We start from the raw sequence: 21,855 nt of genomic DNA on the forward strand, positions 1-21,855 counted from the left end.
TCAGCATCACCTAGAAGAAAAGGCATAAGACCATGCAGACTGCCCCTGATACAACAAGCGCCGCCACCCGCTCCGGCGCGCAGCAACCAACCGTCGTCCTTGTGCACGGAGCATGGGCCGACGGATCAAGCTGGAGCCGGCTCATCTCCCTGCTTCAGGCAAAAGGTGTGAATGTCGTAGCCGTTCAGAACCCGCTGACCTCCCTGGCAGACGACATTGCGACCACTCGGCGCGCGCTTGACAAACTGCAAGGCTCGGTCGTGCTTGTCGGCTGGTCATATGGCGGAGCCGTGATCACCGAAGCCGGTCAGAACGACAATGTGAAAGCACTCGTTTATGTGGCGGCCTTCGCACTCTCCGAAGGCATGTCGGTCAACGAAACGGCCAAAGACTATCCGCCCCCTTCCGGCTTCAACCACGTGCAGGCAGACAAGGATGGCTTCCTGACCCTGACCCTGGAAGGGGTGCAACAGCACCTTGCCCAAGACGTCGCGCTTGAACAAACCGAGGTGATATTCGCCACGCAGCATCCGACCCACGCCGGGAATTTCGACGGCAAGGTGTCCGTCGCCGCTTGGACCACGAAGCCTTCCTGGTACGTGGTGTGCGAGCAGGATCGCATGATCCAGCCAGAACTTCAGACCGCAATGGCACAGAAGATTTCCGCAAACGTGACTACTCTGCAAGCCGGGCACGCTCCGCACATATCCCGCACGACGGAAGTCGCGGAGGTCATCTTCGAGGCGATTGCCAACGTCGCCAAATGAAGTGCAGTACTCAAAGCCTGCCCGGAAACGGTGCAGGCTTTGTTTGTACCCGGCAGAATTGCCGGCGCAATCGAGCGCTCAATCGGCTCGACGACACCCTGATGGAAGGGGCCGAGCCCCTGACGGGCACAATGCCATTGTTGCGCTCCTCGCATATCAGCGCAAAGCCGTGACCGCGACGCGCATTCTATTGCTCAATAAATCAGCCGGGAAGAGCGGTTGTTGCCGGCATGTCCTGCTGCGGCCATCGCTGCAGTGCCTCACGTCCGGCCTCGGTCAGGCCGTAGACCCCTCGATCGAGCCGTTCGAACCAGCCATAAACATTCGCAAGCAGGATCTTCCCGGCATCCGGTATGCTGGACCTGACCTGTCGCACGTGCATCGGCCCCGATGCCAGCGCCAAGGCACAGCCAAGCGCCTGCTGGCGGTACGCGGTCATGATCGGCGCCCGTGTGCTCCCGCCTGCTGTCGGATCGCCGCGACGCTTCAGGTGTTCACGCATGAGCCGCGACCGCCGTTTCGGATTGGTTCGCGGCATCGGCGATATCGAACCAACGATCATGCTGACCTCGCCGGTATCGGCGATACCGAGCATGCCGATCCCGAGCCTGCGGCAAAGATCGCGGTAACGCCTGTCGGCCTCGCGGCCTTTACCCTTGGCCGAGACCCGAGCCGCGATCCAGACTTCATCGGCGATAGCCGCGCGATCGACGGCCTGCAAGATGAGTTCCAGATTGAAACTCAGTTTCAGTTCGCAAATCACGACAACCGGCGGATCGCCGTCGCTCAGGCCAACGAGGTCGCAACCGCCAACTTCGCCTTTGACGGTGTATCCCGCCTTTTCAAGAAAGCCTTTGATGGGCAGATAAAGCGATGTTTCCATGTGCCTGCAGGTTCAAATGAATATCCGTCCCCAGATACATCGATACACCTGCAAAGGACAACCTTTGGCGCGCGGTTACAGCTTGTCGGCAACCTGTTCGTCAGACCTGATCCAGCGAAAGGGTCAGGTCGGCGATAAGATCGTCGGGATGTTCGATCCCGATTGACAGCCGGATCGTCGAATCGAGAACGCCAATCCGCTGGCGGACATCGGCAGGAACGCCCGAATGCGTCATCGTTGCGGGATGAGACGCAAGAGACTCCGTACCGCCAAGGCTTACCGCGAGTTTGAATATGTTGAGCGCATTGAGGAATTTGAAAGATGCGGCCTGCCCACCGACGATATCGAACGAGAAGGTCGATCCCGCGCCGGAACATTGAGCGGCAAACACCTTGCCGACCGCGGATACCGGATCGCTGAACGACAGGTAATGGATTTTCTCGACCTTGGGATGCGCGTTCAGGAATTCCGCCACGACCCTGGCGTTGCTGTCCGCCCGCTCCATCCGGATTTGCAGCGTCTCAAGGGAACGTCCGAGCATCCAGCACGAATGGGGATCGAGCTGCGTGCCGATTGCTCCACGCAATGCCTTCACCTGTTTCATGACATCCTTCCGACCGAGCGCGGCCCCGGCAATAAGGTCGGAGTGCCCGCCGACATATTTCGTCAGCGAGTAAAGCGAGATATCCGCGCCATGTTCGATGGGCCGCTGGAACACGGGGCCAAGAAGCGTATTATCGCAGGCGATGATTGGCCTGTGCCCCTGCTTTTCGCCAATCACGCCGGCAACCCGGCTCATCATCGCGATGTCGACAATGCTGTTTGTCGGATTGGCGGGGGTCTCGATGAGGATGACGGACACCCTGCCTTTCGCCATCGCCTCCTCCGCCGCGGCCATCACCGAGGACTCGCTGACACCGTCGGCGAAACCTACGGCCGATACGCCGAAATTATGAAAGGTTTTCGCCAGCAGTGTTTCCGTGCCGCCATATAGGGGCTGGGAATGGAGCACGGTGTCGCCGGGACGGACGAAGGCGAAAAGCGTCGTCGAAATGGCGGACATGCCGGAGGAGAAGAGCGCACAGCTCTCCGTGCGTTCATAAACGGCAAGACGATCCTCGACGATCTCGCTGTTCGGGTGGTTGAAACGCGAATAGACGAGGCCCGCCCCCCTGCCCTCGGGCGGCTCCTTGCGCCCGGAGACATAATCGAAGAAGTCGCGCCCGTCCTCTGCCGACTTGAAGACGAAGGTCGATGTCAGGAACACAGGAGGCTTTACGGCGCCCTCGGACAATTCCGGATCATAGCCGTAGTTGAGCATCTGGGTTTCGGGATGAAGGGCGTGGTTGCCAATATGGGTTTTGGACGGATGCGGCGCGGTCATTTCCGATGATCCCTCAGCTGGCGTTTAACTGTCTGCAGGTTACACGCATTGAAACCAAAATACCTTGCATTCTGAGGCGCTGATATGTCTGATGAAGCAATATATTGCGGAGAATGGTCATTTATGTCGCAGAAAATTGCAGATCCGATCGACAGGCGGATCATCAGGGAATTGTCTGCGGATGCGCGGATCACCAATAACGAACTCGCAGAACGGGTCGGACTGTCGGCATCCGCGTGTCTGCGGCGGCTTCGACGCCTGGAGGAAATGGGTGTTATCAAAGGGTATTCCGCGATCATCGATCCGGCAATCGAGGGATGGACCATGACCGCCCTTGCTTCCGTCCGCCTCAGCCGCCAGCACGATGACGAAATCCGGATGTTCGAGGCGGCGGTTCTTGACTGGGACGAGGTTCTCGAATGTCACCTGGTCACGGGCACGAGGGATTATATGCTCAAGGTCATGTGCGGCGGGCTGGAGGATTACGAGCGTTTCATCAAGGACAAGATCGCAAAGCTTAAATGTGTCGACACCATCGAGACCAGCTTTGTCATGAATACGATCAAGGCGCGGCGCATCTGAGCTTCGCGCCCGAGGCGGCAATCCCAGCTCTCAACCATCTCGACCTGCGTCTGAGAGGCCGAGATCGCCCTTGTTTCGTTATGCTCGGCTGCGCGTCGAGCATGCCGGTTCCGGCCCGCTGCCCATCGGCGCTAGTCGTTGCTGATTGCTTCTAGCCAGAGGCCGACGGCGACCGCGCCCGCATCGGGATGTCCGACAGCCCGCTCGCCAAGATAGCTTGCCCGCCCGAGCCGCGGCATCATGGACGCTGTCGCCTCGGCGCCCGCGACGCCCGCCGCCGTGGCGGATCGCCAGGCCTCTTCCGTCGAAGCTCCCGCGGCGAGTTTATCCCGGAACGTTTCGGCCGCGGGATGAAGCGCATCTATCATCGTGCGGTCTCCCGGCTTGGCACCACCGAGTTCCGAGACTGCGGCAACGGCCGCCGTAAATGCTTCCGCCATCTGCCGGGCCGTCGGCTGTTCAATCCCGGCAAGATGACGCGAAGCGCGCATCAGGCCCTTGGCGTAAAAGGGGCCTGAGCTTCCGCCGATCGCCTTCCGCATGGCGTTTGCCATCGCCATCAAGCCGTCGGAAACATCTCCGAAGCTCGTCTTCGGCAGCGCAAGGATTGCTTCGGCACCCCGGACCATGCTTGTGCCGAGGTCACCGTCGCCCGTAACACTGTCCAGCTGCGTCAGTTTGGGCTCCGCCGCGATCATGGCTTCGGCAACCAGCCCTGCGGCGGACCGTAGTCGTTCGCCGGCTGCCGTTGTCTTGCCTTCCGCAGTCATGATCTGCTCGACGCCCGCCGAAGGCAAAACCCGCTCGCGGTTCACCGCGCCGCCGCGCGGCCATGCACCGGCATCGGTCGGGGCATCCATGAGATTGAGCGCTGCGTCATCCACATGCAGGACCGACAAAGAAAAACCCGGCATGTCCAGGGCGGAGAGAAAGGTTCCGGCCCATACCCGCTCCACCACCACGCCCTTTGCTTCAAGGTGCGCGACCGCGGATCGCGCCACGACCGCAAGTTCCATTGGCGGCGTTGCTCCCAGCCCGTTGACCAGAAGAGCAACCCGGTCTCCGCTCTTTAGCTTGCCATCGGCTTCGATCGTTTCGAGGACCAGCTGCACAAGCTCGTCCGCCGATGCGACAGGCATCCGCCGGACGCCCTGCTCGCCATGAATTCCGAGCCCGACTTCGATTTCAGCCTCGCCAAGAACGAAGCCCGGCCTGCCGACGGCAGGGAGCGTGCAGGAACCCAGCGATACTCCCATGGAGGATAATCTTCCGGCGGCTTCCCGCGCGATCCTCGCCACCTCATCAAGGGGAAGACCCTGCTCCGCAGCCGCCCCGGCAAGCTTGTGAACGAACACCGTACCCGCAATACCCCGGCGGCGATCGGCGGGAACCGTGTCCTTCAACGCAACGTCATCGGCAACGACCACGATCTCGACCGGAATTCCTTCAGCCCTTGCCAGCTCGGCCGCCAATCCGAAATTCAACCGGTCGCCCGTGTAGTTCTTGACGATAACCACAGCCCCGGCGGGTCCGGCCGCCGCCCTGATACCGGCAAGAACCGCATCGGTGCTCGGCGAGGTGAAGACATCGCCTGCCACCGCAACGGTCAGCATGCCCGCGCCGACATAGCCCGCATGCGCTGGCTCATGACCACTGCCTCCGCCCGACAGGACCGCCACCTTGCGCTTTTCCGCCTCCGGAAGGCCAGACCGGATAACGACGTTCTCATCTGCAAGCAGGATCGTCGCAGGGCTGAGGGCCACCACGCCTTCGAGCATATCCCGCACGACGGTGGCTGGATCGTTGATGAGCTTCTTCATGCCTTACTCCTCGATGCGGTTCGTCAACTGGCGGGGGACGCACATGTGCCCTGCTGACCGTGAACAAGCACGATCTGCCGGCCAAATTCAAGTTCCCGCAATTTGAACGCGGGGTACTGGAACGCATCTCTTGCGAGGGAAACACAGGTGCATTTCCGCCATTGCCTCTCGCGACGGAGGCGCTATCATGACTGTTCTTCAGGACGGTAAGCTTTGGGAGGAGCGATACGTGAGACGGATGTGGCCAGACGAACTCGCCTTTTTGCTGGACGATGCCGAAGAGGTTGACCTGCATATTCCATTGGCAGCACATGACGATGGTTCGCCCGGAAAAACGATATCCAGAAAGGCCTTGAAAACCCGTATCAGCCAGCAGGATTTTGAAAAGATCTGGCCTCTCGCAGAGGCTCGCTACAGGCTGAACGGCCGGTTCTCGGGTAAAGCGATCACGCTGATCGCCAACAACCCCCATTACCAGCAATGGCATCCCTCCGACGGTGGCAGCGATGAGAGTGTGTCCGCTAGCGGCCAGAAATACACCACGTCCTATGTGATCGTGCACTTTCTTCTGGACGACGTTAGCGAACCCGTCGAAGCCTGAAGCCCGGGGAGCCGGATCTGCCCGGCATTGCCCGAGCCGCCTCGCCTGCCATAGGCAGGCGTTACGCCGATGCAAATCCGTTGGCCATCAGAGCCCGTAAAAGCGTTCACCGTTCAGGGCCCAGATATTCTGTTGATCGGCTCGGGTCAGGGAAGACATCGCCTCGCCGAGAGTTTCAATCCACGCGGAATAATCGGCGACAAGGTTGACGACCGGCCAGTCGCTTCCAAAAATAAGGCGCTCTGGCCCGAAGATATCGATAACGGCCTCGATATAGGGCCGCAGGCGTTCGGGGCTCCAGTCGGGACCGTCTTCGGTGACGATGCCGGAGAGTTTGCAATGGACGTGTTTAAGGTCGCGGAAATTTTCCATGTCGCGCCTCCACGGCTCCAGCGCGCCGCCGGCAATATCGGGCTTGGCCATGTGGTCGATGACGACCGGAAGATCGGGATAACGTTCGATGAATCTGAGCGTATGAGGAATGTGCCTCGGCTTGATCAGGGCATCGAACCGCAGGCCAAACGCCTGCATTGCCCGAATGGCGGGGTCGAGTTCGGGTTTGAGAATCCAGTCGTCCTCCGGCAGGTTTTCAAGATAGGGGCGAATGCCCTTGAGCCTGTTGTGACGGGCCCATGTCCCAAGGCGGGCAACGATCTCGGGATCCATAAGGTCGAGCCAGGCAACGACGCCTTTGATGAAGTCGTGACCTTCGGCCAGCCCGAGAAGATAGCCGATCTCATGATGGGACGCGGCGGCCGCCACGACGACCACGCCCTCGACGCCGTTTTTCGCCATCAGCGGCAGGGCGTCGCGCGGTCCGTAATCGCCATAGAGAATTTTGCGTTCGGGGCTGAGCCAGTGCGAATAGTCCGGCTCCATGGCCAGCGTCCAGAAATGCATGTGGCAATCGATGCGGCGCATAGTCATCCTCCAATCGTCGCTCTTCCGAATTTACTGTGACAGCGCCAGCGCGTCGAAGCGGGGCCACGCGTCCTCCGGCGCCGGCGTGGCAAAAATCTCCGCGTTTCGCCTGAGACTGGAAGGCTTGGCGGTGCCGATCAGCACGCTTGCCGTCAGCGGGTTCCGCAACGGGAAGTGCATGGCGGCGGCGGCGAGCGTCGTTCCCGCCTGCGTCGCCACGGCCTCCATCGCCCGCACCTTGTCCATGATATCGGGCGGGGCCTCGGTATAGTTGAACGTCGCGCCCGGCTGCGCGCCGGTTGCGAGGATGCCGGAATTGAACACGCCGCCGATGATCAGCTTCGTGCCGGCCTTTCGGCAGCGATCGAGAAGTTCCGGCTCGGCCGAACGGTCCAGCAATGTGTATCGGCCGGCCAGCAGGATCGCGTCGAGCGAAAACCGGTCGATGAGGTTAAGGCAGGCCGGAACCTCATTGACGCCAAGCCCAATCGCCTTGACCGCGCCAGAGGATTTCAGCTCTGTCAGCGCCCTCGCCCCGCTTTCGAGGAACGAGGCGAAATGGCGCGCATAACCCTGCTCACCCAGCGTCGTGACCTCAAGGTCGTGGATGTAGAGAATATCGATCGCGTTCAGCCCAAGCCGCGTCAGGCTGTCCTCATAGGAGCGCATGATGCCGTCATAGCTATAATCGTGGACTTGCGCGAAGGGCAGCGGCCGCACGAAGCCGTATTCGGGAACCTCGCTTTCCGGCACCGGTTTCAGGACCCGGCCGACCTTGCTCGACAAAACGAACGACCCCTTGGGCTTGCCGCGCAGGAAATCGCCCAGCCGCCGCTCGGAAAGGCCGTGACCGTAATGGGGTGCGGTATCGAAATAACGGATACCGGCCGCCCATGCCGCCTCCAGCGTTGCCATCGCATCCTCGTGGGACACCTCGCGGTAGAGATTACCGATGCCGGCCGCGCCAAATGACAGGGTGCTGAGGCTTAAGCCCGTGGAACCGAGTTCGCGGCTGTTCATGCCCTTGCCTCCTCGCGGTCGAGTTGACGGGCGACGGCGCGCGCAACGCCGCGAAGCTCGCCCAGCCCTTTCATCCGGCCGATATAGGAATAGCCGGGATTGGTCTTCTTGCCGATATCGTCGCCAAGCAGATGGCCGTGATCGGGCCGGAAGGGAATGGAAGCGCGGCCCTCCCCGGCAGCGGCCCGGCGGCGCTCTTCGCGCAGCAGCACCTCGATGACCGTCACCATGTCGGCATCGCCATCCAGATGATCGTCCTCGAAGAACGAACCGTCCGCCTCGACGGTGACGTTGCGCAGATGCGCGAAATTGATGCGCGGTGCGAATTCCGCCGCCATCGCCGCCAGATCATTGTCGGGGCGCGAGCCGTAGGAGCCGGTGCAGAGCGTGATGCCGTTATGGGGGCTGTCGACGGCGGCAAGGATGTTGCGCACATCCTGCGGCGTGGAGACGACGCGCGGTAATCCGAACAGCGAGAATGGCGGGTCGTCGGGGTGAATGCCGAGCAGCACGCCGTATTCCTCGGCAACCGGCACGACTTCCTTCAGGAAGGCGACCAGGTTACCCTGCATGGTGGCCGCGTCGATACCTTTGAAACTATCCAGCAACGCCATGATGGAGGCGCGCGTCTGCACCAGCGCCCCACCCGGCAGGCCGGCGATGATATTGCGTTCAAGCAGCAGCTTTTCATCCTCGCCCATTGCCGCAGCCCGCGCCTCGGCCCTGGCCAAGACAGCGGGATCGTAGTCATCCGCCGCCTTGGGACGTTGCAGGATGAACACGTCATAAGCGACGAAATCCGTCATCTCGAAACGTAGCGCCAGCCCGGTGCCACGACGGGTGCGCCAGCGCAGGTCGGTACGGGTCCAGTCCACCACCGGCATGAAATTGTAGCAGACGACCGGGATGCCTGCCCGGCCGAGATTGGCGAGCGTATCCTTCCACCGGGCGATGGCCTTCGGTGCGTCTGCGTCGCCGCGCTTGACGCATTGCTCCATCGGGATGGATTCGCAGACAGACCACGAAAGTCCGGCGGCTTCGATCATCGCCTTGCGGCGGGCGATATCCTCCGCCGGCCAGGACGTGCCATCAGGGATTTCGTGAAGCGCCGTTACGACGCCGGATGCGCCTGTCTGGCGAACGTGCTCGAGCGTGATCGGGTCGGTTTCGCCGTACCAGCGCCATGTCTCCTGCATTTTTCTCTCCTCAACCTGTCATCATTCCGATGGCGTTCAGCGCGCCTTTCGTCCGGATTGCGTGATAAGCGGCCGTCAGGGCCGCAACGAATTCCGGTTCGGCCCGGCATTGCCCGCCGAACACCCGGTCGAAACTGAGAAACCGCTCGATCACCGCTTCGGCGGGCAGGACATCCTGATCGGGAGCCGCCCAGCCGTTGAAGACGGGGTCCTGAATGACGATCGGCTCGCCCGCCTCGTTGCGGGCGGCGCAGGACCGGATCCATAGCGCAAGCGCCATCATCACCGCACCATGTGCGCGCCTGTCGCCGCGAAGCTCCATCAGCGGCGCAAGAATACGTTGCGGCACCTTCTGCGACGCATCCGAAGCGATCTGCACCGCCCGATGCCGCAAGGCGGGATTGGCGAAGCGGCCCCGCAGGCCCGCGGCATAATCCGCGCCGCTGACGAGCGGCGACAGTGTGGTCGCGACCTCCCGCCAGTAGCGGTCGATGAAGGTCCGCACCCGCGCCTGCGCATAGACGTCGGCAACGGTCGCAAGCCCGGCGACCTGGCCGATGGCGGCAATGGCCGTATGGGCGCCGTTCAGCATTCTGAGCTTCATATGCTCGTAAGGTACGACATCTTCGACGAATTCGACACCGGATGCCTCCAGTTGCGGGCGGCCATGCGGAAAGCGATCCTCGATCACCCAGCGAAAATACGGCTCGGCAACGACCGGCCAGGCATCCATGATGCCAAGGCCATGGGCGACCGCAAGCCGGTCGACACCCGTCGTGGCCGGCACGATACGATCGACCATCACGCAGGGGCATGAAACATTGCGGGCGACATGATCCGCCAGATCGGGGTCGTTTATTCTCGCAAATTCCACCAGCAGTGTTTGCAGCACCTGGCCATTGGAAGGAAGGTTGTCGCAGGACAGCAGCGTCAGCGGCACCGACCCCTCGGCGCGGCGGCGGCGGACCGCCGACAGCAGGAAACCGTATATCGAACGCGGTGCTTCCGGGTTTTCGAGATCGTGGCGGATGTCGGGATGGTCGCGCATGAGCGTCCCTTCCGACAGGTTGGCGAGGTAACCCTTCTCCGTCACCGTCAGCGTCACGATCCGCACCTGCGGGTCGCACAGCCGGTCGACAAGCCGGGCGGGGTTTTCCGGCGCGACCAGCATTTCGAGGATGGAGCCGATGACACGAAACCTCTCGTCCCGGCCGTCGCGTTCGCAATAGGTATAAAGATTGTCCTGCGGTCCGATGGCGTCGCGGGTGTCGGGGCTGCGCAGCGACGCGGCGACGATGCCCCATCCCGTTTCACCACGATTAAGGCAATCATCAACGAACACCGCCTGATGGGCGCGATGAAAGGCGCCGACACCCAGATGCACGATGCCGGGCGTGACGCCGGCGCGGTCATAGGCCGGCAAGGCGATGGCGGCCGGCAGGGCGGGAAGGGCAGCCTGACAAAGACGGGAATTCGACATGGCACAAACTTTCAATCGAGGTGAAAAACCGGTTCCATGAAGGCCCACCACTCGCCGCTTCTGCGCGTGTCGAGCGGCTTCTGGCACGGTTTGGTCAAATTGTACCAACGCTGGGAGACGGGATCGGCGTCAATGCTGCGAGCAGCTTCGGCATAATCGTCGCCGTCATAATCGAAAGCGCCGAACAACAGGTTTTCCGGCTCCTTCAGGAAAATCGTGAAGTCGCGGATGCCGTTTGCCGATATCACCGCCAGCACCTCCGGCCAGACCTCGGCGTGAAGCTTCCGGTATTCCTCCACCATATGGTCCTGCAACCCGATCACCATTCCGTAGCGCATGCCTGTTTCCTCAGCCGAATTGCAGCCCGCCATTCATGTCGAGCACCACGCCCGTCATGAAGCCGGAGAGCGGCGAGGCAAGGAAGCGCACGGCATGGGCCACCTCCTCCGGCTCGCATAGCCGGCCCACAGGAATGGCGGCGAGCTGCCGGTTTCTGTCTTCCTCGGAAAGCTGTTCCATGATCATCGGCGACACGACGAAGGCGGGCGCGACGGCGTTGGCGGTAACACCCGAAGATGCAAGCTCCCTCGCCACCGAGAAGGTGAGCCCCGCCAGAGCGGCCTTGGAAACCGCATAGGCGGTGCCGGCCGTCAGCCCGCCCGATTTCGCGGCATAGGAGCCGATATTGACGATCCGGCCCCACCGGTTCGCCTGCATGGCCGGAGCGACCGTTTGGCTAAGAAGGAAAGCGGCGTCGAGATTGACGGCCATCAGCCGCCGCCATTCCTCGAGCGTTGTCGCGGCCAGCTTGTGGGGTGACAGAATACCCGCATTGTTGACGAGAATATCGATACGCCCGTGACGCGCCAGCACATCCTGTACCGCAGCGACGGCACCTTCGGGATCGGCGAGATCGGCAGCGACGGGCTCGCATTCGGCGCCGAGACGTGCCACAGCCGCCGCATCGCGGTCAAAGGCCAGCACATGCGCGCCGGCGGCGGTCAATGCCGTGACGATCGCGCTGCCGATACCGCCGGCCGCGCCCGTGACCAGGGCCACCTTGTTCTTCAGCTCCATGAATTTTCTTCCTATACGATTAAGCCGTCAGGTTTTTCCGTTGTTCTTCCGACATGCGTTCGACAGCCACGAAGATCATGTCCAGATGGGTTATCAACGCCTGCTCGGCGCATGCCGGGTCGCCGCGATCAAGCGCATCGACCACCGCGAGATGTTCGCGAATAACATCGGGCAAACGCTCCGCCGTCTGCCAGGACCGCTGGAACCTCGTCAGCGGAACCTTGGCGGCAAGGATCGCCTGCCAGACGCCCTCGCGGCCGGCAAAGGTGCCGAGCAGATGATGGAACGCTTCATCGGCCCGGAAAAATCCGTCTCCATCTCCAGCGGCGATGAAACGCTCCTGTTCGGCCACAATATCCCGCATGGCGCGGCTCATCTCCGGCTTCCAGAGCGTTGCGACCTCGCGCAGCAGGGCAATTTCCAGGGAGCGGCGAATGAAGTGACTGTCCTGAAGTCCGACAAGGCGGATCGGCGCGACAAAACTGCCGACCTGCGGATAAACGTCCACCAGCCCCTCCTCCGAGAGCCTCTGAATGGCAGCGCGCACCGGCGTGCGCGACACCGAAAACTGGCGGCAGATCGAATTCTCACTGATCTGGCTTCCCGGCGCCAACCGCACATCGACGATTGCCTGCCTTAATACCGCGTGCACCTGATCGGTCGCGGAGCGGTGGCGATCCAGCACCAGATCCAGACCTTCGAGCCCTGTCTCGCCGAGCGTGGTGCCCGGACCGCCGGGCCATGACGCAGCATTGGAAGGAAGTTTCATATGATGCCCTCGAATTGAACGGAAGATTCCATTTGCAGCTTGGATACAAGTATTATAGTGTCCCAGCCACGATGGCAAGTGGGCAACGGAAATTCCACCCTGGCCATCGCGTCGCGCACAAAACGCGCACCTTGGAGGAGGTTTACGGGAATGATGAAAACAGGAATGACACGCGCCCTTTGCGGCCTTTTGCTTTCCGGCATGATCGGGAGCGGCGCCGCCGGACTGGCCCATGCGCAGGACGATACGTCGATTGCGCTGGTGCCGGGTGGGCCTCACCCTTATTTTGCCGCCTGGGAACAGGCGGGAGCCGATGCGGCCAGGGATTTCAAGCTCAAGGCTGCGGACTACAAGGTGCCGCAAAAGTGGGAACTTTCGCAGCAGAACCAGCTTCTGGAAAGCTCGCTCGCCCAAGGCTACAACGGTTTTGTCATATTCCCCGGCGACCCGGTCGGCTCGGTCTCCACGGTGGACGAACTGTCGTCCAATGATGCGCCTGTCGTCGCCGCCGGCGGCTGCTTCAAAGATCCGTCGGCAGCAGCCTTCTGCCTCGGCACCGATACCGGTAACTCCGCTTATCTCGGCACGAAGGAGTTGATCCGCGTGATGGGCTCCGGCAAGAAGCGCATCCTGCATCTGACCGGCTTTCTCGTCGATCCCAACACCCAGCTTCGCATCGACGCCGTGAAGAAGGCCGCGGACGAATCCGGCAATGAGGTCGTTCAGGTCATCGCCGATATCGACGCCCCCGAGCCGGCCGAAGAAAAGATCAACGCTTATCTGGCCGCCCATTCGGGCGAGGTCGATGGTATCATCGCCTCGGCGTGGGTGCCTTCGGTGGTTGCCGCCAATTCCCTGCGCAGGATAGGCGACAAGCGCATCCGCATGGTCGCCATCGACCATGACGAGGTCGTTCTGAAGGCGATCAAGGACGGTTTCCTCGACGGAACGATGATCCAGAATCCCTATGGTCAGGGTTATGTCGGCTCCTTCGCTGTCGACAAGCTGCGCTTGGGCTGCAAGGTAAAGGAGAACGCACCGTTCAAGTCGAATGCGCTGACGGCCAGGTTCATCGATTCCGGCACCGCCTTCATCGATGCGGCCAAGGTCGACACTTATGTCGATACGATGCGCGAAGGAACGAAAGCCCTGCTCGCCAATTTCGAGGCGACTTACCTCGATTGCAAGTGAGCAACCCGATAACGGACGGGAGAGGCAACAACGCCTCTCCCGTCCCGCCCGGTATCGCATAACGGCCTGCCCGTTTCGGGGGCAGGCCGTGCGCATCGCGAGAATTTCGAGGAACGTTCCATGTCGTCGCATGACATACCAGCCGCCGCGGAAGACATTCACAAACGCCGCCCTTCTCTTAGCGCGGGCATGCCGCTCAGCCGCATCTTCGTATCAAACGAGTTCGGCCTGATCCTGCTCATCGTCGTCTTCGCTATCGTCTTCGGCCTGACAGCCAAGGGATTTCTCAGTCCTTTCAACCTGTTCACACTTGGGCGCAGCGCCGCCATCAACATCATGATCGGCCTGTCGATGATGACGGTCATCGTTACCGGAGGGCTGAGCCTTGCGGTGGGCGCGATCGGGGTCTGCGCGGCCATGCTCTGCGGTTATGCGATCGAGGTGCTGCAACTGCACTGGACCGTTTCGCTGATCTGCGCGATGGCGCTGGGCGCCGGCCTCGGCTTCATCAACGGCTTTGCCGTGGTGCGCACCGGCCTTCACAGTTTCATCATCACGCTTGCGACCATGAGCATCTTCTTCGGGACGATGATTTTCCTCACCCGCGCCGAGGCCTATCGCAACCTGCCGTCGCTGTTTGGCAGCTTCGGCAAGATGAAAATCCTCGGCTATGTCTCGCCGCTGCTCATCGTCACGCTTGTCGTCGCGATGGTTCTCGTCTGGCTCTATCGCCGCAGCGTGCTCGGCCGGGAGATGCTGGCCGCCGGCGCGCGGCCGGAAGCGGCGGAGCTTTCCGGCATCCGCGTGGGCCGGATCACGGTTCTTTGTCACATGCTGTCCGGTGCGCTCGCGGCAATCGCGGCGCTGATGCTGGTGTCGCGCAATGGCGCGGCCATTCCCTCCATGGCGGGACAACTCGGACAGGACTGGCTTCTGCCGGCTTTCCTCGGTCCGGTGCTCGGCGGCGCGCTGCTCAATGGCGGCAAGGCGCCGGTACTTGGCACCTGCCTCGGCGCGACGCTCGTCACATTGCTGACCAGCGGCCTGCTGTTGCTCCAGCTGGGTGAATTCTGGGTGCAATCCTTCCTTGGCCTGCTATTGCTGGTCGCCGTCTTCATGGACAAGGCGCGCCGCAGCTATCTCGCTTACCGCAATCTCGTGTGAGGAGACCGTCGTGAAAAGTTCATTTCTTTTCCGTCTCACCAGGGCCGACTGGTTCGGGCCGCTTCTGGCCGTGCTGATCACGGTTGCGGTCATCCGCAGCTTCAGCCCGAACTTTCTTTCGGCCTTCAATATCCAGATCCTGCTGCTGGCCGTCGCCATCAACGTGCTGATCGCCTTCTCGCAGATGATCATCATCGCCATCGGCCAGATGAACCTGTCGGTGGGCGCCATCGGCGGACTTTCCGCCGTCGCCTTTGCCGGCATGGTCGAAGTATGGGGCGTGCCCGCGCCCTATGCCGCGATTGCCGCGTTGCTGGCGGGCATGGCCTGCGGCGTGCTGAACGGTGTGCTGATTTCCGTCACCGGCATTTCGGCCTTTGTCATCACGCTAGCGACGCTATCGATCTATAAGGGCATCAATCTGGGCATCACCCGCGCACAGCCGTTCTACGGCATTCCCGAAAGCGTGAAGGAACTGGGCACGGCCACCTTGATCGGCCCGGTGCCGATGCTGCTTCTTCCGACCCTGATCGCCGCCGGCGTGTTGTGGTTCCTGCTCGCACGTCTGCCCGCCGGCCGCTTCATCCTTGCCGTGGGCGGCAACGAACACGCGGCCTCCCTTTCTGGCATATCCGTGCGCCGTACCGTGATCCTCGCACATGCCATTTCCGGCATACTTGCGGCCAGCGCCGGCATGTTGCTGGTGGCGCGGCTGCAGATCGGCCAGCCATCGATCGGGGATGACTGGCTGATCCTGTCCTTCGCCGCGCCCGTCATTGGCGGGGCGGTTCTGGCCGGCGGCCATGTCAGCGTCGCGGCAACCTTTCTCGGGGTCGTCATCGTGGCGCTGATAACACAGGCGCTGGTGCTGTTTTCCATCGATCCATTTCTGGTGCAGGTGGTGCTTGGATTGCTGATCCTCGCCGCCGTCGGCGTTAACCGGCTGCGTCAGGTGCGGCTTGCAGGCCGGAGGGCGTAACATGAACATTTCCCCCATTTTCGAGGCGCGCCGCATCGAGAAAGTCTTCCCCGGTGTGCGGGCGCTCGATGGCGTTTCGCTGTCGCTGCTGCCGGGCTCCATCCACGCACTGCTGGGTGAGAACGGCGCCGGCAAATCGACCCTGATCAAGGTGATCACCGGCGTTCACCGCCCGACCGCCGGACAGCTTCTGCTCGGCGGCGAGGAGGTCCATTTCTCCAGCACCCATGACGCCATCGCCAAGGGTATCGGCGTGGTGCATCAGGAGCGCAACCTCATTCCACGTTTTTCCGTCGCGGAAAACATCCATCTGGAGCGGCTCGGCAGCCACGCATTGCGGCCGATCAACTATGCCGAACTTAATCGCAAGGCGCGCCGCTGGCTCGACGAATTGCAGTTCGATATCGATCCGGCAACCCCGGTTTCCGAATTGTCCGTCGCGAAGATGCAGCTTGTCGAGATCGCCAAGGCGCTCTCGCTGCAAAGCCGCGTGCTGTTGCTGGACGAGCCGACCGCCTCGCTGACATCAGGCGAGACGGATACGCTCTTCACCATTTTGAGGCGTCTGCGCGACAACGGCGTCAGCCTTGTTTTCGTCAGCCACAAGCTGGAGGAAGTGCAGGAGATTTGCGACCGGGTGACGGTGCTGCGCGACGGCGTCAACGCCTGCGAAAGCCGCCCGATGCAGGGGCTGGGCCGGCAGGATCTGGTCCGGCTGATGATCGGGCGCGGTGAAAACAGCGGGAGCTGGCGCAAACGTGATGTCGGCGGAAATCCGGTGGCGCTGCAACTGCGCAATGTCGCCACCGCGATCGGCCATCGCGGCATCGACCTTTCCGTCCGCAAGGGCGAAATCCTCGGTCTCTATGGCCTCATCGGCGCCGGGCGCACCGAACTGGCCAAGGCGATCATGGGCCAGATCGCGGTCACCGGCGGAGACGTGCTGATCAACGGCGAGCCGACCCGCATCACCTCCGTCGCCGATGCGATCCATCGTTACGGCCTCGGTTATGTCAGCGAAGACCGCAAGAAGGAGGGGCTGGTTCTGCCCCACTCCGTTCTCGCCAATGCGGGCATCGTCATCTGGCGCAAGCTTGCGGGTTTTCTGGGCGATCTTTCCGACGCCAGCGTGCAACGATCCGTCCTCCCCTTTCTGGAACGGCTTGAGGTCAAGACGCCGAGCCTCGCGCAGACCGTCGGCAATCTTTCCGGCGGCAACCAGCAGAAAATCAGCGTCGCCAAATGGCTGGCGGCGGGGGTGAATATCCTGATTGTCGACGAGCCCTCGGTGGGCATCGACATCAAGACCAAAGCCTATCTGCACGATCTGCTGCGCGATCTCGCCAATCAGGGCACGGCCGTGGTGGTGATTACCAGCGATATGCCAGAGATGGTGGCACTCGCCGACCGGATCGTCGTCATGAATGACTACCGCGTTCAGGGCGAGGTCGAGAATACCGGCACTTACGACACAATGAGCTATGCGATCATGAGCCTCATCCATCGCGAAAAGGAAGCCGAGCCAGCCTAAGACCAGAGTCCCGGATCAGCGCCGGGAGTCCAGATCGCAGCCTTCGTCAAGCAATCCCATCACCCGGTGACGCCTGGCCCGATGACGCGGCGCTGTTCCATAAAATCTTTGACTCTTGCCAATGCCTACGTCCATCGCCCTATTCACGGCATTCCAGCTCAAACGCTGCTCCCCGAGACGTCATACGAGCATTTCCGACAACAACTTTTCGGAGAGTAAATCTACTATTGAGAGTATCTTTCTGATGCCGTAACCTCACGCAGAAATTGTGCTGGTCTCGCCTGCAATCGGTCAGGCGCAAAGAGGAGGTTATCATGCCCGCTTTAGCCCATGGACTTTTTCCGGTTGCCAGACCTCCGCAATTAAGGACGAAAGCGGATGCTCAACCTCCGGCCCTGCCCGCGGCCTGGCAATGCACCGCCCTTCTGCATTCCTTCAGCCCGCCACCGCGCAACGACCCGCAAACCACACCATTTTACCAGATGTGCATTGCGCATATCAGCTTCATCGCCAATCAGGTCATGTCCATCTGCGTGGTGGGGCTCGACTACGGTACCTGGTGGTACAGGATCACCCCGCAGGGCACACAGCTATCCACCAACAAAGGCGCGACCTGGACCGTGGTCGACATGGGCTGGACGCTGCCGACGCAGAACTGGCTGAACAATCAGCCATCCTACTTCCAGACCGGTTACCTGAACTGGATGGAGGCCCAGGAAGTCGACTGGTGGAAACAGCCGGTTCCCGGTTCGAACGCAACGACATGGATGTGGTTCGACACGGCTTCGCAATTGCCGTTCCGCCTGATGTTCGGCGCCCCGCCATCGTCTCCGGCCATGGGAGATCCCGGCCAACTTGCCTTTTTCCAGAATTTCTCCTTCACCTATTTCCCGAGCTTTGCGCCGGCCTCATCGCCAAATGTCGATACCTGGGTCGACCCCGTGATTGCCGGTTTCCAACCCGGCAACCCGAACAACCAGAAACTGGTCGTCTGGAATTCCTGCTTCTTCATGACAACCTATATGACCCCGGTCGATTCCAAGAGCATGCCTTTACCGACCGTCGTTCTGTATCAGTGGAAACCGAATGAGGGTTACCGTGTGGCGTCCGATCGCGGGCAGGCCACCATCATGTCCTATGAATATAATCCGAGCGCCGGGTTTCAGGATCAGGTGGCCATGCTTTATGGCGTCGCTCCATCCGGAACCACGCCGCCTCCGCTTGCCGGCAGCGGCTATATTTACAACGAGACCTTCTTCCTTTCGCGCGGCTATCCTTTCCCGATCGTCTGGTCATGCGACAATATCGGGCTTGGGCAGGAGCCTCCGGACTGGGCGCGCATTCCCGCCGTGGACGGCACCATCCATGCTTCGATCCACAACAACCCGGCCCTTTCACCCGGACAGACGACCAATATCATCTCGGTCCTCTTCCCGCCGACGAAGGAATATCCACAAGGGCGGTATCTCTGGACATGGTATAGCCCGTTTCCAGGATCGGACGGCACGCGCAGCCGGCCGGTCACCTTCATGGAATCCGCATCGACCATCGCCGAGGGCGGCACCAGCCTCGCTCTCGCCGATTATTACGACTATCAGGAATCACCCGTCTGGTTCCCGCCCGAATTCTTCGACCTTCCGGCGCTCTGCTTGGCTAAACCCAAACCGGGAGCACTAAAGGCGAGCCCGCCGAAAGGTGCCGCAATTCGCGGGACCGGATCAAAATGAGTGTCTCTGTTTCCCTTTCAACCAAAGGCTTGTTTCAGGCAGCGGCAAGGGCGGGCGGATCTCTGATATTTGCCCTTGCCTGCTTCTTTGTCGGCGCAACCGCCAGCGCGCAGGAAATCTATTCCGAGGACAAAAATTTTCCGGAGATCGGCAGCTTCAATCTGCAGAATGTCAGCTGGATGACTTTGTCGCCTGCGGGCGATCAGCTTTACATGGTGCAGAGAGGCCCGCCTGCGGTCTCAATCTGGACGCTCGATGGCCGGCTCGTTTCGTCATGGTCGACGGAGTGGCTCGGCGAGCCGCATTCCCTGACCTTTCAAAAAGCCGCACAGGGGAAAATATTTGCCTGGATTACCGATATGGCGCCGCCCAATACAGCCGGCGGCGCATTTGGACATTGCATCAAGAAATTCACGCCGGACGGCAATTATCTCGGCAGCATCGGCGTCTGCGGCGCCAACAGTCAAGGCAGTGGTCTGGATCCGGTGCAGTTCGACAAGGTCACGGATGTCGCCTTTGACGGCAACGGTTTGATGTGGGTCACGGACGGCGACGTTGGCGGATTGAACAACCGCGTCCTTTCGCTTGATCCCGAAACCGGCAAGGTTCTGCAGGTCTGGTCGGCACCGGGCAACAAGGCCGGATCCGGCCCCGGACAATTTAATCTGCCGCACGCCATCACAACGGATCGCTGCAACCGGGTTTTTGTCGCCGACGCGCTCAATAACCGCGTCCAGATCTTTGAGCAGAACGGAAGATTCCTCCAGCAATTGCAATGTTTCGGCACTCTCGGCGTCTACGGCCTGGCTCTCGGCAATGACACGGCAACATCCGCTCAGCTTTTTGTTTCCAGCAGCACAACGACCTTCACTGGCGCGGGCAACGTACAGATTTTCCCGGTCAGCACCGATTGCAAGGCACCTTTACCCGTCGAAAAAGGATGTCAGGGCGCAGCGAACATAGCCATTTCCCTGCCACAGGGAACATCCGGATCGGCCCTTCACAATATTGCGGCTACCCGAGACGGCGAAGCGTTTTTTATCGCTCCTCTGGGCGGCAACCTGCCGCCCGAGAAATGGATCCGCAATTAACCCGATAGTTGGTTCCAAATAAATCTGGCACCCGTCGGATCGACAGAGGGCCCATGCAAAGTTTTGGTTGACCTCTTCGACGGCAAGGCCACAATTAAAAGCCAAGACGGAGGGAAAATAATGGATCAACCACGCCGATGGCGGCATATGGCAAGCGCGCCGAAAAATGGCGATCGCATTCTCGTTACAATCCGCTCGTCCGAACAAGGGCCGTCGCAGGTAGACCTTGCGTATTGGTCGAAGGGTGACCAGTACGGTTCAGAAGGCTGGCGTGCTTCTGACTCGTCGCCGGGGCGGATCATCGCGTATTCGGAGCCGGAATTGAAGTGTTGGATGCCGATGCCCACGGCCGATATCGATAGCCCATCGATGCCCACCCCCTGGGAAGGCGACGACGACCGGGAGCTCGATGGGTCTGGCATCTGAGGTTTCCTGCCGTACCATATCCGGATGGGCGCGCTTGTTTTCTGAAGTTTTCAGAATGTCCCATGTGAGCTCGTTAATTTTTGAAGCTGCACGGCGTAACGTGTATGCCGCCGCTCAGGGCGCCGATCTCGACAACGGGAGAAGGCTCCCTGTCCAATGGCGAAGAAGCAGAACAGCCCCGGCAATACCAGGGCTGTTCGATCAAACAGGCCGGAGGAATTCTGCCTCCGCTAGAACGCGTATTTGAAACCGGAAATGCGCTCAAGGTCGTCAAAAAGAGCGCGCCAGGCAACCGGATCATCCGCATAAGATGCGGTATGGGCCTCAACAGGATTGCCACGCAGTTCCAGAAAGCCGCCGGGACCGTAATAACCGCCGGGCCGCGCATTCGGCAGGGTCGCGGCCATGAGCGTGGACCAGGCACCTTTTTCCGACGTCTGCAGGAGAGGATACGTCAAAATACCGGCGATCTTGGTGCTAAAGGTCGTGGCAGCGAAGAGATTGGTCCTTGCGCCACCGGGATGGCTGATGGTCGAGAGCAGCCGGTCGCCGCCACGTCGCTGCAGCTCCCGGGCGAACAGGACATTGGCAAGTTTCGTCTTGGCATAGACGCGCATCGGGACGTAATTCGTTTTATTCTCGAAATCGGTTATCGGCCCTGGCTTGAACATTTTATGTGTGCCGGATGCAACCGTCACGACGCGGGGACGGGCCGCCTGCAGCAGCGCAGGCAAGAGCAGGCCGGTCAGCCGATAGGGTCCGAAGACGTTTGTCGCGAACTGCAATTCATGGCCATCTACGCTAACCTCGCGCTTGGGAAGGCCCATGATACCGGCATTGTTGATCAACATGTCGATCGGGCGACTGTCTTCAAGCTGGCTTTCGGCAAAGCTTTGCACGGACCCGGGATCGGAAAGATCCAGCATACCGGAGCGGACTTGAGCGGTTGGAATGACCTCGCGAATTCTCCTGGCTGCATCCTCGCACTTTGCTTCGTTGCGCGCCGCAATCGTCACCTCCGCACCGGCGCGGGCTAGTTCCAGTGCCGTATACCAACCAATACCGCTGTTGCCGCCGGTAACGATAACGCGCTTCCCCGCCTGCGACGGAATGTCGACAGGGGTCCAAACCTTACTCATCTTCAAATGCTCTCTCTGGGTTAACGTATTGCGGCTATCCGCATCATTGTGTACGTTGCGACAAATATAGTTCATAATGTCAATATTGAGCATACAGGCGTCTGGGT

At 60.9% G+C, this 21,855-nt stretch carries 21 protein-coding genes; 10 read left to right on the forward strand and 11 right to left on the reverse strand.

All coding sequences use genetic code 11. The features are described 5' to 3' along the window. Positions 1-32: 32 nt before the first annotated feature. Positions 33-767 carry an alpha/beta fold hydrolase gene (locus tag ACIQUH_RS10335; RefSeq protein WP_400814474.1) on the forward strand — a complete coding sequence of 245 codons (735 nt, stop codon included), beginning with the start codon at positions 33-35 and terminating at the stop codon, positions 765-767. A gap of 202 nt (positions 768-969) precedes the next feature. Here the strand turns inward: ACIQUH_RS10335 and ACIQUH_RS10340 are convergent, their stop codons facing one another. Then, entirely contained in the window at positions 970-1,650 is a 681-nt protein-coding gene (locus ACIQUH_RS10340) for a DUF2161 domain-containing phosphodiesterase (RefSeq protein ID WP_400814476.1), read from the reverse strand. A 100-nt stretch (positions 1,651-1,750) separates the two neighbouring features. Continuing rightward, positions 1,751-3,034, reverse strand: a complete 1,284-nt coding sequence (locus tag ACIQUH_RS10345; protein ID WP_400814479.1) for a cystathionine gamma-synthase family protein — start codon at positions 3,032-3,034, stop codon at positions 1,751-1,753. Between the two features lie 123 nt (positions 3,035-3,157). Here ACIQUH_RS10345 and ACIQUH_RS10350 point away from each other — a divergent pair, with 123 nt between their 5' ends. Further along, complete coding sequence (locus ACIQUH_RS10350; RefSeq protein ID WP_400814482.1) at positions 3,158-3,616, forward strand: Lrp/AsnC family transcriptional regulator; 459 nt, start codon at positions 3,158-3,160, stop codon at positions 3,614-3,616. Positions 3,617-3,747: 131 nt separating this feature from the next. Here the strand turns inward: ACIQUH_RS10350 and ACIQUH_RS10355 are convergent, their stop codons facing one another. After that, positions 3,748-5,436 carry a dihydroxyacetone kinase family protein gene (locus tag ACIQUH_RS10355; RefSeq protein ID WP_400814484.1) on the reverse strand — a complete coding sequence of 563 codons (1,689 nt, stop codon included), beginning with the start codon at positions 5,434-5,436 and terminating at the stop codon, positions 3,748-3,750. Positions 5,437-5,674: 238 nt separating this feature from the next. On the opposite strand from ACIQUH_RS10355, the gene ACIQUH_RS10360 reads away from it, so the two are divergent. Continuing rightward, a complete protein-coding gene (locus tag ACIQUH_RS10360) occupies positions 5,675-6,037 on the forward strand; it encodes a hypothetical protein (protein ID WP_400814661.1) in 363 nt (120 codons plus the stop codon). An 87-nt stretch (positions 6,038-6,124) separates the two neighbouring features. Here ACIQUH_RS10360 and ACIQUH_RS10365 read toward each other — a convergent pair whose 3' ends face one another. Genes ACIQUH_RS10365 through ACIQUH_RS10395 form a run of 7 tightly spaced genes read right to left on the reverse strand, consistent with a single transcriptional unit; the run spans position 6,125 to position 12,500 of the window. After that, on the reverse strand, positions 6,125-6,958 hold the full coding sequence (locus ACIQUH_RS10365) for an amidohydrolase family protein (RefSeq protein WP_400814486.1): 834 nt from the start codon (positions 6,956-6,958) through the stop codon (positions 6,125-6,127). Positions 6,959-6,988: 30 nt separating this feature from the next. Continuing rightward, a complete protein-coding gene (locus ACIQUH_RS10370; protein ID WP_400814488.1) occupies positions 6,989-7,978 on the reverse strand; it encodes an aldo/keto reductase in 990 nt (329 codons plus the stop codon). Beyond that, positions 7,975-9,174, reverse strand: a complete 1,200-nt coding sequence (gene uxuA / locus ACIQUH_RS10375; protein WP_400814491.1) for a mannonate dehydratase — start codon at positions 9,172-9,174, stop codon at positions 7,975-7,977. The genes ACIQUH_RS10370 and uxuA overlap by 4 nt, the downstream gene beginning before the upstream one ends. A gap of 10 nt (positions 9,175-9,184) precedes the next feature. Further along, positions 9,185-10,654 (reverse strand): mannitol dehydrogenase family protein, encoded by a 1,470-nt coding sequence (locus ACIQUH_RS10380; RefSeq protein WP_400814493.1) that lies wholly within the window; start codon positions 10,652-10,654, stop codon positions 9,185-9,187. Positions 10,655-10,665: 11 nt separating this feature from the next. Further along, positions 10,666-10,992, reverse strand: coding sequence for an L-rhamnose mutarotase (locus ACIQUH_RS10385; RefSeq protein ID WP_400814495.1), 327 nt, complete (start codon positions 10,990-10,992; stop codon positions 10,666-10,668). A gap of 10 nt (positions 10,993-11,002) precedes the next feature. Next, positions 11,003-11,731 (reverse strand): SDR family NAD(P)-dependent oxidoreductase, encoded by a 729-nt coding sequence (locus ACIQUH_RS10390; RefSeq protein WP_400814497.1) that lies wholly within the window; start codon positions 11,729-11,731, stop codon positions 11,003-11,005. Positions 11,732-11,750: 19 nt separating this feature from the next. Then, positions 11,751-12,500, reverse strand: coding sequence for a GntR family transcriptional regulator (locus ACIQUH_RS10395; protein ID WP_400814499.1), 750 nt, complete (start codon positions 12,498-12,500; stop codon positions 11,751-11,753). A gap of 150 nt (positions 12,501-12,650) precedes the next feature. On the opposite strand from ACIQUH_RS10395, the gene ACIQUH_RS10400 reads away from it, so the two are divergent. The 7 genes from ACIQUH_RS10400 (at position 12,651) to ACIQUH_RS10430 (ending at position 20,609) form a co-directional block, all read left to right on the forward strand. Beyond that, positions 12,651-13,691, forward strand: a complete 1,041-nt coding sequence (locus tag ACIQUH_RS10400) for a sugar ABC transporter substrate-binding protein (RefSeq protein ID WP_400814501.1) — start codon at positions 12,651-12,653, stop codon at positions 13,689-13,691. Between the two features lie 120 nt (positions 13,692-13,811). Next, positions 13,812-14,855 carry an ABC transporter permease gene (locus ACIQUH_RS10405; RefSeq protein ID WP_400814503.1) on the forward strand — a complete coding sequence of 348 codons (1,044 nt, stop codon included), beginning with the start codon at positions 13,812-13,814 and terminating at the stop codon, positions 14,853-14,855. 10 nt (positions 14,856-14,865) lie between these two features. After that, complete coding sequence (locus ACIQUH_RS10410; protein WP_400814505.1) at positions 14,866-15,834, forward strand: ABC transporter permease; 969 nt, start codon at positions 14,866-14,868, stop codon at positions 15,832-15,834. Position 15,835: 1 nt separating this feature from the next. After that, positions 15,836-17,365 carry a sugar ABC transporter ATP-binding protein gene (locus tag ACIQUH_RS10415; RefSeq protein WP_400814507.1) on the forward strand — a complete coding sequence of 510 codons (1,530 nt, stop codon included), beginning with the start codon at positions 15,836-15,838 and terminating at the stop codon, positions 17,363-17,365. Between the two features lie 314 nt (positions 17,366-17,679). Then, on the forward strand, positions 17,680-19,092 hold the full coding sequence (locus tag ACIQUH_RS10420) for a hypothetical protein (protein WP_400814509.1): 1,413 nt from the start codon (positions 17,680-17,682) through the stop codon (positions 19,090-19,092). Further along, positions 19,089-20,183, forward strand: a complete 1,095-nt coding sequence (locus ACIQUH_RS10425; protein WP_400814511.1) for a hypothetical protein — start codon at positions 19,089-19,091, stop codon at positions 20,181-20,183. Before ACIQUH_RS10420 ends, ACIQUH_RS10425 begins: the two co-directional genes overlap by 4 nt. 120 nt (positions 20,184-20,303) lie before the next feature. Continuing rightward, positions 20,304-20,609, forward strand: coding sequence for a hypothetical protein (locus tag ACIQUH_RS10430; protein WP_400814513.1), 306 nt, complete (start codon positions 20,304-20,306; stop codon positions 20,607-20,609). Between the two features lie 230 nt (positions 20,610-20,839). Here ACIQUH_RS10430 and ACIQUH_RS10435 read toward each other — a convergent pair whose 3' ends face one another. After that, positions 20,840-21,841: an SDR family NAD(P)-dependent oxidoreductase gene (locus ACIQUH_RS10435; protein WP_400814515.1), complete on the reverse strand. Its 1,002-nt coding sequence runs from the start codon at positions 21,839-21,841 to the stop codon at positions 20,840-20,842. Positions 21,842-21,855: the final 14 nt, after the last annotated feature.

Source organism: Agrobacterium sp. NPDC090283, assembly GCF_044769685.1.
Taxonomy (GTDB): Bacteria; Pseudomonadota; Alphaproteobacteria; order Rhizobiales; family Rhizobiaceae; genus Agrobacterium.